The sequence below is a fragment of the Acinetobacter sp. YH12027 genome, assembly GCF_013420085.1.
GTDB classification, from domain to species: domain Bacteria; phylum Pseudomonadota; class Gammaproteobacteria; order Pseudomonadales; family Moraxellaceae; genus Acinetobacter; species Acinetobacter amyesii.
The window spans coordinates 1-13,819 of record NZ_VOYW01000024.1 but is presented as its reverse complement, the minus strand read 5'-3'; the positions used below and the strand labels follow the sequence as shown (position 1 = coordinate 13,819).

Sequence of the window (13,819 nt, the reverse complement as noted above, 5' to 3'; positions counted from 1 at the left end):
TCATGGATTGAATACAAATCTTGTATCCAAATGGATTCGCTTAATTGATGCTAAGCCAGGGAGTGATCGCTCACCACTACCGAATAAACCTGCATTTATTGCCTTATCTTGCTCTGCACCATTAGATCCTACTCCTACTGACATGTTAAAAGTTCAAATTACTTTACCCCACTCAAAAGCAGAAATTGGCTTGAAATGGCAAGTATCAGAAATACCTGCCTTGGCAGAATTACTCAAGGTGCTGGCAACATGATCCGTATCGATGAAATCTGGCTTTCTACCCAACCTCTGGATATGCGAGCAGGGATGGATACTGTCATGGCTCAGGTGGTGAGAGCCTTTGGCTACATTAAACCGCATTGTGCTTACCTGTTCTGTAATAAACGTGGCCATCGCATGAAAGTGCTGGTACATGATGGACTGGGCATCTGGCTGTGTGCCCGGCGGCTGGAACAGGGAAAATTCCACTGGGCTAAAGTTCACCAGGGTGAAAGCGTAGCTCTGAACCCGGAACAGTTACAGGCATTAATCCAGGGTTTGCCTTGGCAGCGCATTGGACGACAGCAGGTGGTCACGATGCTCTAAACCAAGCTCGGCTATTCTGCCATCCTCCAAACGTTCTATTTCATTCTTCTCATGACCTCAGGCATACTGCGGTCATGAATACGCTGCCAGATTTAAGCCAACTGACCCATGAACAACTGCTGGAATTCACCCGGCAGTTGGCGATGCAGCATCAACAACTCGCAGAAGATAAACAACAATTAGATGCTCAAGTTCAACATCTGGAAGTATCAAATCAACAATTAGATGCCAAAGTTCAACATCTTGAAGTCACCAATCAGCAATTAGATTCTAAAGTTCAGCATCTTTCTATTCTCAATCAAAAATACGAGCATGAACTGGCGCTGTTTAAACAGCATAAATTCGGCAGTAAAAACGAACATCTCACCGCAAAACAAATCCATCTGTGGGATGAGGCGGTCGAAGAAGATATCGCAGCCGTTGATCTGGAATTAGAACGATTAAATGCAGATAAAACCCATGCAGGGACACAGAAAGCCACAGTCAACAAACCTAAACGTCGACTGCTGCCAGATCATCTACACACCATCCGTATTGAGCATGAACCTGCATCAACCCAATGCAGTTGTGGCTGCCAGTTACGTCGTATCGGCGAAGATATCAGTGAAAAACTGCATTTCAGACCGGCACAGTTCTATAAGGAACAGCATGTACGTGGCAAATGGGTCTGTGATCAGTGCGACACCCTGACTCAGCAAGCGATGCCCGCCTATGTGATTGATAAAGGTATTGCCAGTCCTGAACTGCTCAGCCATGTGCTGGTATCGAAGTATGCCGATCATTTGCCGCTGTACCGTCAGCGCCTGATCTATCAGCGGGCTGGCATTGATCTGTCCAGATCCACGTTATCTGACTGGATTGGTCGCTGCGGTGTGGAACTGGAACCTCTGGCCAATGCCTTAAAACAGGTGGTGCTGCAACAGCGGGTGATCCATGCCGATGAAACGCCGGTCACCATCATGCGGATGGGTGAGAATGATAAAAAACCGAAGAAAGGTTATGTCTGGGCCTATGCCACTACACAGTACAATCCAGTTCAAGCCGTGATCTATGACTTTCAGGATAGTCGTTCAGGTCAGCATGCTGAAGCGTTCCTGAAAGACTGGCAGGGCCATCTGGTCTGTGATGATTACAGCGGTTATAAAGCACGCTTTAAATCAGGTCAGGTCATTGAGGTGGGCTGCATGGCGCATGCGCGTCGTAAATTCCATGAACTGCATGTGACCAAAAAAAGTCAGGTCGCTGAACAGGCATTAGTGCTGATTCAGAAACTGTATGCCATAGAAGCAGAACTCAGGAAAAAGACCGATGGTACAGCAGAACAGCGCCGCGAATACCGACAACAGCATAGTCAACCGGTGATGCAACAACTGTATGAATGGCTCAACCAACATCAACTGACTGTGCCATCGAGTTCTCCAACCGCCAAGGCGATCAATTACACTCTGAAGCGTTGGCCAGCTTTAAGCCGCTATCTGGATGATGGCAATCTACCGATTTGCAATAACTGGGTGGAAAACCAGATGCGCCCCTGGGCGTTGGGACGTAAGAACTGGTTATTTGCAGGTTCGCTGCGCAGCGGTCAGCGAGCAGCCAATATTATGACATTAATCCAGTCAGCAAAGCTGAATGGGCTGGATCCCTATGCCTATTTAAGTGATGTGCTGAAAAGGTTGCCGACACATAAAGTGACTCAGATTGAAGAATTGCTACCACACCGCTGGAAACCTAAATCGAATTAAAAAATAGGCATGGGGTTCAGCGGACGCTTACTGATAAACATTACACTGTAAGACCCATGAATATGCTTAGAGAAGTATTACAAGAATATGAAGATTGGATTCTAGAAAGTGCAAAACAAAAAAATAACCAAACTCAGGGGTGGCATCAATTAAACTTAACCCCAAAACTCCAAGGATTAGAGGTCTAAAGCTTTGCATTGTATTGACTAAACACCTAGTACAGTACATAAAAAAATGAAAAATTACGATTGCCGAACCGGAACAGATAGTGTAGGTACAACCATTAATTTATACAAAAACAAAGCAAATATAATAATAAAAGCACAAATCATATAGGTCATTGAAAAACCATACCATGCAATCAGCACTCCCATGAACAATGATCCAATAGCCATACCTATATCGAACAAGGCAAAGAAGGTCGAAATTGCATGTCCCATACGCTGTTTAGATACAGACTGAATTGCCAGTGTTTGTAAGCAAGCAAAAACAGAACCATAGCCTACACCAATAAATATTGCTGAAAGCCATAAAACCAATTGGTGTGATACAAAACTTACTATCAATAGGCCAATAGAAAAAGATAATAGTGATGGATACATCACAGAACTAGGACCATGATGATCATAAAAACGCCCCATCCATGGGCGTACGATAATCATCGATATCGCGAACACTACAAAAAATGCACCAGTATAAGTCAATAAATTTTTACTTTCACTATACGCAACAATAAAATTCATAATACTAGAGTATGCTAACGCCGTTAGCAATCCAACTAAACTAATAGGAATGACTTTAACTTCAACTAAGTCATGCCAACTTAAGTTTGCTAATTTTGAATTAGTTTTTTGTTCGATAGATTGAGAATGATTCAATACTTCTATTGATACATCTTTAATATTAAGTAGCCAACAAAATACTAAACTAATGCACATAATTATGCACAGCAGCAAGAATAATACTTTAACATTACTAAATTGTAATACCATCAAAGCAAGTAATGGTCCAAAAACAACACCTAAGTTGGTAGACATTACAAAGTAGCCCATCCCTTCGCCTTTACGATGTTCAGGAATAAAATCATTAGCTATAGGAACTGCCACTGACGTTAAAATACTGAACCAGATTCCATGTAAAAAGCGCACCAAGAGCAAGCTCCACATGCTATCAATCCACAAATAACTAAAGGCAAATAAAACAAAAAATAATTCAGACCCGCGAAAGGAGATTTTTTTACCTAATCTTTCAATAATTAAGCCGGAAAATGGGCGAATAGCAATAGAAGAAGCTAGAAATAAGGTTAGTGCTAAACCTGCTTCTTTTACAGTTCCACCCAAATCTTTCATAATGTATATAGGTAACACCGTAAGTAAAGCAAAATAATAGATAAATAGAAATAAGTTATTGCAAACAGATAAAATAAATGAGCGATTCCATAACTTTTCAGGTACGGGCAGTAAAGGTGTAGTAACTGACATAAAATTCTCATTTAGACGGTTAGGAATATAGATAATGATAAAGATGAAAATAATAAATATTTTCAAATGATTATTATTATCTTGAGCAACAATTAGATTTAAAAAAGAAATCAAAAAAACCGACATCCAGTCAAATTTTTTCGTGTTTGGTTATTAGGTAGTGCTATCTACCTCAGATTCTTGGTGCTGAAACTTATCATTATTACTCTCTATTCTGGAACTTTATATTCCCGTATGACTTCGTCTTAAATAAAAATCATAATATCCTTATCATCAATGACTATTGCAACAGTGCCGATTTTTGAATGCTATCTTATCTAAATGATAATCTAGCTTAATATAGATACCTCAAATAAACTCTATATTAAGGTCACCATATTTTTCAAAACTGGCTGTATAATTGGTAGGCTCATTAACAGTAGACATAGGGCCAAGTGCTCCAGTCAATATGACTTCACCTGCTTTAAGGGGCATATCCATTTTTGCCATAGTCTGTGCTAGCCATCGAGTTGCAATCAATGGGTTTCCTAGGCAATTTCTACCAATACCTTGAGAAACTTCCTCACCATTCGCAAGTAACTTCATATTGGCATTTAACAAGTCTATTTCTGACAATTGATATGGGGTTTGTCCTAATACGACGAGTGCTGAGGATGCATTATCAGCAACAGTATCTTCTATATGAATATCCCAACCCTGTATCCGGCTATCTACAATTTCAATAGCGATGAGCACATAATCGATGGCAGCCATCACCTCGATCATTGTCGTATCTTTATGGGGCAAATCATGCTTTAAAACCAATGCCAGTTCTACTTCAACTTTAGGCTGTATCAAGGAATTAAGCGCTATCGTTTCCCCTTCCATCACGAGCATATTTGAGTAAATATTACCAAAATCTGGCTGATCTACGCCTAATTGCTTTTGAACAGCTTTAGACGTAAGTCCAATTTTTCGACCAACAATTCTATTTCCCAAAGATAAATATCGTTTTGTATTTATTGACTGAATTTCGTAAGCTTCTTCGATTGTTAAAGGAACATCAAACAATTCACGTATTGGCTTGCATGGAGATTTAGTTTCTTCTGCTTTCCATAATAAGTCTGCTGCATTTTGAAATAAATTCTGTTTCATAAACTTTCCATAGATTTTAAATATAGTGGAGCTTAATAAAGTGAACTTTCTTGTTTATCATTGAAAATGAAAACACATTAAATCTCTTGCGTTAGTCAAAATTAAAACAGCCGCAAGGTCTATTTTTTACTGATCAACCTATTCTTTTTAATATGAATAGTATTATCAAATAATCATAAAACTATATTTATCAATTTAAATATCCAATATTTTAAAATTAAAAATATAATTTTATAGACATTTAGAACTATTTATATAAAAACATGAATTCATGTTTTTATATAAATATTCGGTACCGCACTAACTTGCATTTTTATGTTTCACCATCGTCAGTGCTAAATCTTCAATCATATCCTCTTGACCACCCACGGTACCTCTTTTGCCCAATTCAACAAGTAATTCACGTGCTGAAATACCGTACTTCTGCTCTGCTCGCTTTGCGAACAATAAAAATGAAGAGTACACACCAGCATAACCTAGCGTTAGTGAATTACGATCAATTCGAATTGGAGAATCTAGCATTGGAACAACTAGATCTTCCGCTACATCCATGATTTTAAATAAGTCTATACCGTGATTTGCTCCCATACGCTCAAGTACAGCAACAAATACCTCTAGTGGTGTATTTCCTGCGCCAGCACCTAGACCGGCTACAGACCCATCAATACGATTGGCACCTGCTTCTAGTGCTGTTAGAGAGTTGGAAATGCTCATTCCTAAATTATGATGGCCATGAAAACCAAGTTCAGTCTCGGGCTTTAAAACATCTCTCAAGCTACTAATCTTATTATGTACTTCTTGAGGAAGCATATAACCAGCAGAATCTGTACAATAGATACAATTAGCACCATAACTTTCCATAAGTAGCGCTTGTTCAATCAATTTTTGAGGCTCAGCCATGTGTGCCATCATCAAAAATCCAACGGTATCAAGCCCCAATTCAGCCGATTTAGTAATATGCTGTTGAGAAACATCAGCTTCTGTACAATGAGTCGCAACTCGTATACAAGAAACACCTAACTCCTTCGCCATGATTAAATGATCCGTTGTCCCAATTCCCGGCAAAAGTAAAGATGATATTTTTGCCTGCTTCATTTCAGGGATGACTGCTGACAAATATTCTTCATCAGAATGAGCCGGGAACCCATAGTTAAGTGAGGCACCACCAAGTCCATCGCCATGACTGATTTCAATTAGTTGAATACCAGCATCATCTAAACCTTTAGCAATATTAATCATCTCATTGAGAGAAATTTGATGTTGCTTAGCATGCATTCCGTCACGAAGACTCATATCGTGTAACTTAACTTTTTTATTTTTTAAATCCATTTCTAAATACTCTCATCATACCAATTTGTCATTTTTTCAACGTTTTGGTAATTCTAAACGACCATTATCAGACTCTTCTGCAAACATCTCTGCCGTACGTAATGCTGCTGCAGTCATAATATCGAGGTTACCTGCATACTCTGGTAAGAAATCACCTAGACCTTTGACTTCAACGAAAATAGAAACCTTATTTCCATCGAAGATCGGACCATTGACTAGGGTATAGCCAGGAACATACTTTTGAACTTCTGCAACCATCGCTTTAACTGAGGCGGTAATGGCATCTTGGTCAGGTGTAGATTCGGTTAAGCAATGAATAGTATCGCGCATAATCAGTGGAGGTTCGGCAGGATTAATAATAATAATCGCCTTACCACGCTTGGCACCACCGACTTGTTTTACAGCATCGGCCGTCGTACGGGTAAATTCATCAATGTTAGAACGTGTGCCCGGCCCGACAGATTTGGATGAAACTGTTGCGATAATTTCACCATATTCAACTGGCTGTACACGGCTAATGGCGGCAACCATCGGTACCGTAGCCTGTCCACCACAAGTCACCATATTGACATTCATTTCCAGCGTTTCAGTGTGCTTTTTCAGGTTGACTGGTGGAATACAAAATGGCCCAATTGCAGCTGGGGTTAAGTCGATCATCAACACACCTAGCTCATTCAGCTTACGGCTATTTTCCGCATGGACATAAGCCGATGTTGCATCAAAAGCAATACGGATATCATCTTCTTTGATGTTTTCCAATATGCCATCAACACCGCTTGCGCAGACTTTGATACCCATTTCTGCAGCACGTTTCAGACCTTCGGATTCAGGATCAATACCGACCATCCAGACGGGTTCGACCCATTCTGAACGCTTCATCTTCATCAGTAAGTCAGTACCAATATTTCCCGGACCAATAATCACGGCTTTTAATTTTTTACTCATGCAGACCAATGCTCCAGATTTTTCACTTATCTATTTTTCTATTGCCTAGTTTAACTAGCATAATTTTTTGGCGATTGGCAATCTACATTCAGATTACCAATCTCATTCCATACCTTACTGGTTAAAATGCTTTAGTTAATGAGGCACGTAACGTGCTGCCTTCTAAGGTGTCTTTATTGGAAAATTCTTGATAGGCTGCGATGTCGCCACCAAGTTTATATTTTGGTGAAAAGTAACTAAGCGAGGCACCCAGCGCATTTCTACGTTCATTGCCATCGCCGGTTTCAAAGGTGTTGTAACCAATCAACCCAAAATTGTACAAGCCATAATCTTTACCTAGCCCCCACTCAATGATGAGTTCATCGTGTAGCCCGCTACCATTTGGCATGCCATAACGTCCGAGTGCGCTAAAAGTGATATCGCCTTTTTGATTGAGTTTAGCATTTCCACCAAGGCTGAGCATGACAGAATCAAAACCCTTTCCTGGACTGGCCGGCTTGTCTTGGTTATATTTTCCAGTGTCGGCCCAATAACCTGTTCCAGCGGTGATATCCCATCTGTCACCATGCCAACCTAAAATACCGCCCACATATAAATCGCCGACACCAGTTTGTTTATCTATACTTTGACCATCGACTTTTAAGTCAGTGCGCATCATCGGTAGAACAGTTTCGAAGGCCAAATTGGCACCCAATATCTCTTGTGAAGTTACCCATGCAAAGCGATGTGCAAGTGCATTTACTGTCAGGTCAATGTGTGCATCATCGGCCTGATAATTGATATAGTAACCTTTGTAATAAACACCTGGTGGAGGTAATACGCTGCCCCGAACACCCTCCATACCCGGTACATAATGAGAGTCTGAAGCCTGGGCAACAACCGCTGCGCAAGAGCATAAAATAGAAAATGCGAGTTTGTTTAAATTAATATTCATATAACATCCTTATTAGTAATTTTAAAAATTACGCACTGATACACTTATCCAAAATGTGCCATGTACAGACTTAAAGCCTGCGCTTAAAATAGCTTTTACATGCCAGTTTTTCGTACATTAGTTGATGATTAGGCTCTTTCCGTGCCAACCATAATCACTAGTAAGCGTACCGGTTTTCCGCTGTCGTTGACCCAAGCGTGGCGCGTGCCGTTTTGCACCACGATATCACCGACATTCAATGTCTTAGCATCTTCATCCAGTAAAAGATTGACTGTGCCTTCTAAAATAACCACATAATCAATGGTGTCAGTTAAGTGATAACCTGGTGGTTCAGGTTCAAAAGTTTCAGCCAATCCCGGCAGGCGTGCAAAGGTTTCCTGAATCAATTTGTCCAAATCAACAGGTGCAGGTACATCAGCTTGAGTAGATGGAAAAGTTACAATCATCGCAGAAGTTCCTGCGACTTCAGGCAAAATGGTGCTTTGGTCAACTTCTGGCGTTTTAAATGCGCCACCGACTGTAGTTTTCGCTGAAGTCCGCCAGAAAATTTCCACACTAAAACCTGGTTGATATTCAAAATAATTCTCAACCTGAATCGGTGTTTCTGAAATAATTTTTGATTTATTGTTCAGGTTATTACCCGTCACCAAGACACGATAATTACTCATGTTTTACTCCTTTTAAATGGGATGCTGAAATTTTTATGCTTCGTGAGCGATATAAAAATTTCTAAATCCGTTTCCTTGGGACTCAATATCTGTCAGTGCTTTGTTGATTTCTTCGAGTGGGTAAGCGTGTTCCTCTAACAATGAGAAATCTAAAATCCCCGCTTCAAATAATTTAGCTAGCTCATTTCCTTCCGCCGTGGTAAACCAAAGCGAACCGATATACTGCAATTGCGCACACATAAATGGATGTGGGTCGATTGGAATTGGACCTGCAACACCACCGATTTGAATAATGCGACCACCACGAGTCACCGCCTGCATCCCATCCGTTGCCAAAGCTGTCGGGGATTTAGCACCAAGGGTATCAATCATTACATCCACCCCATCTGGTAAATGGCGACGAACTTGTTCATGAATGGCCTCATCACCCATTTGGATTGGAATAATGCGTTGACTATTCAGGGCTTGAAGACGTTTAAGTGCCTCAGGGTCTCGTGCTGCAACAAAGATTTTTGCTGCGCCGAAAGCCAATGCCAATAAGGTGGCATTTACCCCTAAAGTACCGCTTGCACCCAAAATCAAAATGCTTTGAGACGGTCTTAATTGTGATTTACGAATGCCAGAATATGCTGTACCTAAATAGCCAAATCTTGACGCTGAAGCAAAACTTAAATTTTCAGGAAGTCGCACTAAACTGCTGATTGGAGCAGTCATATACTGACCATAGCCTGCGTATGGATAACGCTTAAATACATTGGTCGATCCAGCACCAAAGCCGAAATACCCCATAAATGTAAAAGAATTACAAAAAGTTGCATTTCCTGAGTGACAAGACGAACATTCACCACAGCCAATACCAGGATTTATATAAACACGATCCCCCTTTTGATAAGTCGTGACATTTTCACCTACAGTAACCACTACACCTGCTGAATCCAAGCCAAAAATGGCTGGCAATTCAGGCAATGGTAAAAATGGATACCATTCAGGGAAATACGTCGTCACATTTTTTAAATTGGGAATAATTCCACTACTTTTTACCTGAATCAGGACATCATTTGGTCCTGGTGTAGGAATGGGTAACTCATCTATGGTAAATCGACCACCGACACTATGTAATCGTGCTGCTTTCATCATGCTCATGATTCATCCTTGATTTTTAACAACATATATTTTTAAGTTAAAAAAAGCGCATACCGATTTACGATATGCACACCTGCGCTTAGTCTTCTTTAATTTGACGAACTTTATAGCCTGGACGATGACCATCAGCCGTATCTTTAAAGATCAAACTAGTATTTTTCGATGAACCTGCAACACCACGTGCTGGTTTTGCAATACCACGGTTCCAACGTGACGCCAATTTACGCCATGTGATTGGCGAAACATCTGTTGCCATCAACTGTTCATCTTGCCAGCCTGTACCATCAATATAGAAGTTCTGCATCGCTTCACGAGCATGCAAATCGCAGTCATTGAAACCATGTAGACACAATGGTTTGTAAACTAAATCAAAACGTTTTTTGAAATTCTTACGTTCTTCAGGGGTATTACAAACTCTAACCAAGATTTCCCAATATTCATGCGTATCATCAGTAATTGGCACATACCATTCATACTGTACAACATGCTCTTCAGGCCAGTTTTCAACCATCAAAACGCCCGGCAATACCACTGATGTACGATAGAAACGCCCTTTTAGGCCTTCAACTTTTACATTCAGTTCTTGGTTTTCTAAGATGGGTTCCCATTTGTCAGTGAACAACCATTGCATCAAACCTTTTGGACCATTTTCATCTTCAACTACGGTGATTGCATCGTCAGAAGTCGGCACGATACCTAAAGGAAGTGTCCAATCCATCGCATGTACAATGGTATTGTCTGCGTGTACAAGAATATGTCCATTGTCAAAACCATTTTCACAAGCAATACGCCAGTCACCAAAACCAGTACGGTGCATCCCCATAATCATGGCATTTTCATCCAAGACGCTTGGTGAATGTGGCCATAATGGGTGTGGGAATTTTTCGCTACTTTCAGGGAAACGGAACGGTAAGTCGTGTGAAAGTGGTGGCGCATCTTCAAATGGGAAGTCTTCGTCACGGACAAACACAAAAATCATGCCGTTCACTTCATGCACTGGATAATTGGTAATGCCTGTTGTGCCAATAATCTTGTCGTTCGGGTTACCCACGATCGTCGTCAAATCACCACTTTTCAAATCAAACGTAAAACCGTGATACCAACAAGAAATTGTTTCTTTGTTAAAGCACATTGGCTTTTCAGATAAACGCACACCACGGTGAGCACATTGATCTTTCAGCGCAAAAACTTCACCATTGACACGACGTAGTACAATCGGTGTACCACAAATTTGGATTCCCTGAACTTCATCTTCAGAAAGTTCTTCGCTGAATAATGCTGGGTACCAGTGGTTCATAAAACCCCAAGCTGCATCTTTATAAGGTTGATATTGACTCTGTGTCTTTGCATCATTGGTACGGGCTTCACTGATGCCCTTCTGCACGACACGACGTCGAATAATTTTTTCTTCAGACATTTCAAAGTTCCTTTTAAACTAACCGTACTGCACTTTAGGAACTTCATCTTATTTCATCTAAAAACGCTCACCGCTCCAAAAAATGCAAAAATTATCCATGAAATGCATGAATATTTAACAATACATAAAAAGAATATTTCATACTGAAAATAACTTTATAAGGATAATTTATTCTTCAAATTTTAAGAGGAAAAATACTAACAGCCCAAGCACACAAAAATATTTTTGAATTAAAATTAAGCAACTTAAAGCAAATCCACATTCTTAAACACGTCTAAAAAAAGATACCTTTAGTCATAAACTAAAGGTATCTCAAGAATAATTTTAATAAATCAATGTAAAACATGATGATTAGCTAAATTATGAAAATATTCAGTCCGTCAGCAAATTACTGAATACCATTTTCAAGAAAATCAATTGCCATACGATTAAACTTATCTGCATACTCCCATTGTGCCCAATGACCACACCGATTTAAAACATGCAACTCTGCACGTTGTAATCCATTAAGTAGAATCAAACCAGTTTCCATCGGCACAAAGCGGTCTTCACGCCCCCAAATAATCAACGTTTCATGATTAATTTCAGGCAAACGATAACTTAAATCTGGAAACTGGTTTGGATTGGCTTTGGAACTGTTTACAAAATTTTCCAGATGATCTTTACGCGTTAAAATACTATTTAAGCGGTTTGTGAAAATTTCTCCAGTTAAATTACTGGTGTCATAGACGAAAATATTCATCATTTCTTTTAAGTTTTCTATGTTCGGGTTCTGATAAAGCTTATTAATAAGCTTTATCCCTTCCGCCGGTTTCGGTGTGAATATCCCTCCCCCACCTGTACCACCACCCATTAAAATCAGTTTATCAACCAAGTCAGGGTATTCTAGAGTGAATGCAACTGCACTATGAGCACCCATAGAGTTGCCAATCAAACTAATTTTGCTTAGGCTCAATGCATCCACCACCCCTTTCAAAATTCGAGCGTTCAAATGAGAGCGTGAACCACTATCATTCAGAACTGTATCGCTCTTACCCCATCCCGGACAATCCATCAAAATCACCCGATAACCAGCATCAGTCAGTGGTTGAATATTACGATTAAAGTTTGCCCATCCACTCGCTCCCGGTCCGGAACCATGCAACATCACCACAACTCGGTCACCTTGCCCAATATCGTTATAATGAATATTGAATGTCGATGCTTTATCCTGAATTAAAATAAACTTACTAGTTTCTACTTCAGTCCATTGTTTTGACATATTTTTATATCCTAAATTTTTCTGTTTTTAGTTAAATCATAATTTAACCGTGGTAACTGTGAGTGCACCATATCCTGCAATCCACTCAGGAATGGGTCGATAATAACGGTTTTTTTCTACTGTCTGACCAAATGCTGCCATGGCAGCAGCAGCAGCAACCCAGTTTTTAACCTCGTGTGTCGATTTGCCTGCAAGATTAGAAAGCTCTTGGTTACTCAAACTATCCAATCCTGATAACTGCCCTGTGGCAATCAGATTCAAAAACCACTGATCCCACTCTGGATTCAAGGGATGCAAGCTGTTCTGATCAACAACAAAATGGTGTGCTGCATCAATGACACGTTGAGTCCGCGCTTGTCGTTCATCTGTAGATAAATTACGTCCACTGCCAAGTAATCTGTCTCTGACATGATCATTAGCGGTATGGAGTTCTGGCACTGGTGGCTGATGCGAAAGACCGCCAGAACCAATAATCAGTACACGCTTCTCTAATGTGGCAACAAAATTTCCCAAGGCTTCACCCAAAAGATGCACTCTTTTAAAAGATGGCAGTGGTGTAGCGACAGAATTAATAAATACTGGAATCACAGGAACCTGATCGAGCCCACCTAACAAAAACTCTAAAGGCTGTGCAAAACCATGATCGACCTGCATTTTATGAGAAATGGCAACATCAACTCCGTGCTCCAACACATAGGTAGCAGCAGCTTCAGCAAGCTCGGCAGGGACTGACAAATCACCCTTAGCGGAACCAAAATCTCCAATCGCATGCGCTGCCGTGCCAATACAAAACGATGGCATCATGTCGTAAAAAAAACCGTTATAATGATCCGGTGCAAAGAGCAAAACCAATTCTGGATCAAATTCCTTAATCTCTTTACGCGCATTGGCAATCGTATTTTTAATTTCATCTAGAATAGCTTTTTCTGGATCGACCAACCCAATCAAGGGCGTATGAGATAAACACTGTAAAAATGCGTGCATTTCAGGCTACCTCATCGTGAGACTTTAAATAGATAATCATTAACCTACTCCTCAATCATGCAGATACCATTAATTACTAGCAACGAATTGCTCAGCGAAAATATTCTCCGCTTTAACCCCTAACTCTAATAAACGAGTAGTTGCAGCATTAATCATCGGCTGTGGACCGCAAAGATAAGCAACTGTGTTGGAATCA

Annotated in this window: 14 protein-coding genes; 4 read left to right on the top strand and 10 right to left on the bottom strand. The window is 40.3% G+C overall.

What is annotated here, in order from left to right; all coding sequences use genetic code 11:
* The first annotated feature begins 7 nt into the window (after positions 1-7).
* From FTT94_RS10145 to FTT94_RS16695, 4 genes are all read left to right on the top strand, one after another.
* Positions 8-253 carry an IS66 family insertion sequence element accessory protein TnpB gene (locus FTT94_RS10145; RefSeq protein WP_257231381.1) on the top strand — a complete coding sequence of 82 codons (246 nt, stop codon included), beginning with the start codon at positions 8-10 and terminating at the stop codon, positions 251-253.
* Positions 250-585, top strand: coding sequence for an IS66 family insertion sequence element accessory protein TnpB (gene tnpB, locus FTT94_RS10140; protein ID WP_004828548.1), 336 nt, complete (start codon positions 250-252; stop codon positions 583-585). The genes FTT94_RS10145 and tnpB overlap by 4 nt, the downstream gene beginning before the upstream one ends.
* A 74-nt stretch (positions 586-659) precedes the next feature.
* Positions 660-2,327, top strand: coding sequence for an IS66 family transposase (locus tag FTT94_RS10135; RefSeq protein WP_180060432.1), 1,668 nt, complete (start codon positions 660-662; stop codon positions 2,325-2,327).
* A 56-nt stretch (positions 2,328-2,383) separates the two neighbouring features.
* Positions 2,384-2,515 carry a hypothetical protein gene (locus FTT94_RS16695; RefSeq protein WP_257231380.1) on the top strand — a complete coding sequence of 44 codons (132 nt, stop codon included), beginning with the start codon at positions 2,384-2,386 and terminating at the stop codon, positions 2,513-2,515.
* 54 nt (positions 2,516-2,569) lie between these two features.
* Here FTT94_RS16695 and FTT94_RS10125 read toward each other — a convergent pair whose 3' ends face one another.
* The 10 genes from FTT94_RS10125 to FTT94_RS10080 form a co-directional block, all read right to left on the bottom strand.
* The gene (locus tag FTT94_RS10125) at positions 2,570-3,808 is read right to left on the bottom strand and encodes an MFS transporter (protein WP_180170739.1); all 1,239 of its coding nucleotides are present in this window, start codon (positions 3,806-3,808) and stop codon (positions 2,570-2,572) included.
* Between the two features lie 348 nt (positions 3,809-4,156).
* A complete protein-coding gene (locus tag FTT94_RS10120) occupies positions 4,157-4,942 on the bottom strand; it encodes a 2-keto-4-pentenoate hydratase (RefSeq protein ID WP_180170738.1) in 786 nt (261 codons plus the stop codon).
* A 300-nt stretch (positions 4,943-5,242) separates the two neighbouring features.
* Complete coding sequence (dmpG, locus tag FTT94_RS10115; RefSeq protein WP_180170737.1) at positions 5,243-6,271, bottom strand: 4-hydroxy-2-oxovalerate aldolase; 1,029 nt, start codon at positions 6,269-6,271, stop codon at positions 5,243-5,245.
* A 36-nt stretch (positions 6,272-6,307) separates the two neighbouring features.
* Complete coding sequence (locus FTT94_RS10110; RefSeq protein WP_180170736.1) at positions 6,308-7,216, bottom strand: acetaldehyde dehydrogenase (acetylating); 909 nt, start codon at positions 7,214-7,216, stop codon at positions 6,308-6,310.
* A gap of 121 nt (positions 7,217-7,337) precedes the next feature.
* Positions 7,338-8,150, bottom strand: a complete 813-nt coding sequence (locus FTT94_RS10105; protein WP_180170735.1) for a transporter — start codon at positions 8,148-8,150, stop codon at positions 7,338-7,340.
* A gap of 128 nt (positions 8,151-8,278) precedes the next feature.
* Positions 8,279-8,818 (bottom strand): cupin domain-containing protein, encoded by a 540-nt coding sequence (locus FTT94_RS10100; RefSeq protein WP_180170734.1) that lies wholly within the window; start codon positions 8,816-8,818, stop codon positions 8,279-8,281.
* 33 nt (positions 8,819-8,851) lie between these two features.
* Positions 8,852-9,961: an alcohol dehydrogenase catalytic domain-containing protein gene (locus tag FTT94_RS10095; RefSeq protein ID WP_180170733.1), complete on the bottom strand. Its 1,110-nt coding sequence runs from the start codon at positions 9,959-9,961 to the stop codon at positions 8,852-8,854.
* A gap of 79 nt (positions 9,962-10,040) precedes the next feature.
* Positions 10,041-11,378, bottom strand: a complete 1,338-nt coding sequence (locus FTT94_RS10090) for a Rieske 2Fe-2S domain-containing protein (RefSeq protein WP_180170732.1) — start codon at positions 11,376-11,378, stop codon at positions 10,041-10,043.
* Positions 11,379-11,766: 388 nt separating this feature from the next.
* Positions 11,767-12,639 carry an alpha/beta fold hydrolase gene (locus FTT94_RS10085; protein WP_180170731.1) on the bottom strand — a complete coding sequence of 291 codons (873 nt, stop codon included), beginning with the start codon at positions 12,637-12,639 and terminating at the stop codon, positions 11,767-11,769.
* Positions 12,640-12,675: 36 nt separating this feature from the next.
* Positions 12,676-13,623, bottom strand: coding sequence for a 3-carboxyethylcatechol 2,3-dioxygenase (locus tag FTT94_RS10080; RefSeq protein WP_180170730.1), 948 nt, complete (start codon positions 13,621-13,623; stop codon positions 12,676-12,678).
* Positions 13,624-13,819: the final 196 nt, after the last annotated feature.

Bases quoted from the DNA above. Each gene is read 5' to 3' on its own strand.
- tnpB (WP_004828548.1), top strand. From the start codon at position 250: ATGATCCGTATCGATGAAATCTGGCTTTCTACCCAACCTCTGGATATG.
- FTT94_RS10135 (WP_180060432.1), top strand. From the start codon at position 660: ATGAATACGCTGCCAGATTTAAGCCAACTGACCCATGAACAACTGCTG.
- FTT94_RS16695 (WP_257231380.1), top strand. From the start codon at position 2,384: ATGAATATGCTTAGAGAAGTATTACAAGAATATGAAGATTGGATTCTA.
- FTT94_RS10125 (WP_180170739.1), bottom strand. From the start codon at position 3,808: ATGTCAGTTACTACACCTTTACTGCCCGTACCTGAAAAGTTATGGAAT.
- FTT94_RS10120 (WP_180170738.1), bottom strand. From the start codon at position 4,942: ATGAAACAGAATTTATTTCAAAATGCAGCAGACTTATTATGGAAAGCA.
- dmpG (WP_180170737.1), bottom strand. From the start codon at position 6,271: ATGGATTTAAAAAATAAAAAAGTTAAGTTACACGATATGAGTCTTCGT.
- FTT94_RS10110 (WP_180170736.1), bottom strand. From the start codon at position 7,216: ATGAGTAAAAAATTAAAAGCCGTGATTATTGGTCCGGGAAATATTGGT.
- FTT94_RS10105 (WP_180170735.1), bottom strand. From the start codon at position 8,150: ATGAATATTAATTTAAACAAACTCGCATTTTCTATTTTATGCTCTTGC.
- FTT94_RS10100 (WP_180170734.1), bottom strand. From the start codon at position 8,818: ATGAGTAATTATCGTGTCTTGGTGACGGGTAATAACCTGAACAATAAA.
- FTT94_RS10095 (WP_180170733.1), bottom strand. From the start codon at position 9,961: ATGAGCATGATGAAAGCAGCACGATTACATAGTGTCGGTGGTCGATTT.
- FTT94_RS10090 (WP_180170732.1), bottom strand. From the start codon at position 11,378: ATGTCTGAAGAAAAAATTATTCGACGTCGTGTCGTGCAGAAGGGCATC.
- FTT94_RS10085 (WP_180170731.1), bottom strand. From the start codon at position 12,639: ATGTCAAAACAATGGACTGAAGTAGAAACTAGTAAGTTTATTTTAATT.
- FTT94_RS10080 (WP_180170730.1), bottom strand. From the start codon at position 13,623: ATGCACGCATTTTTACAGTGTTTATCTCATACGCCCTTGATTGGGTTG.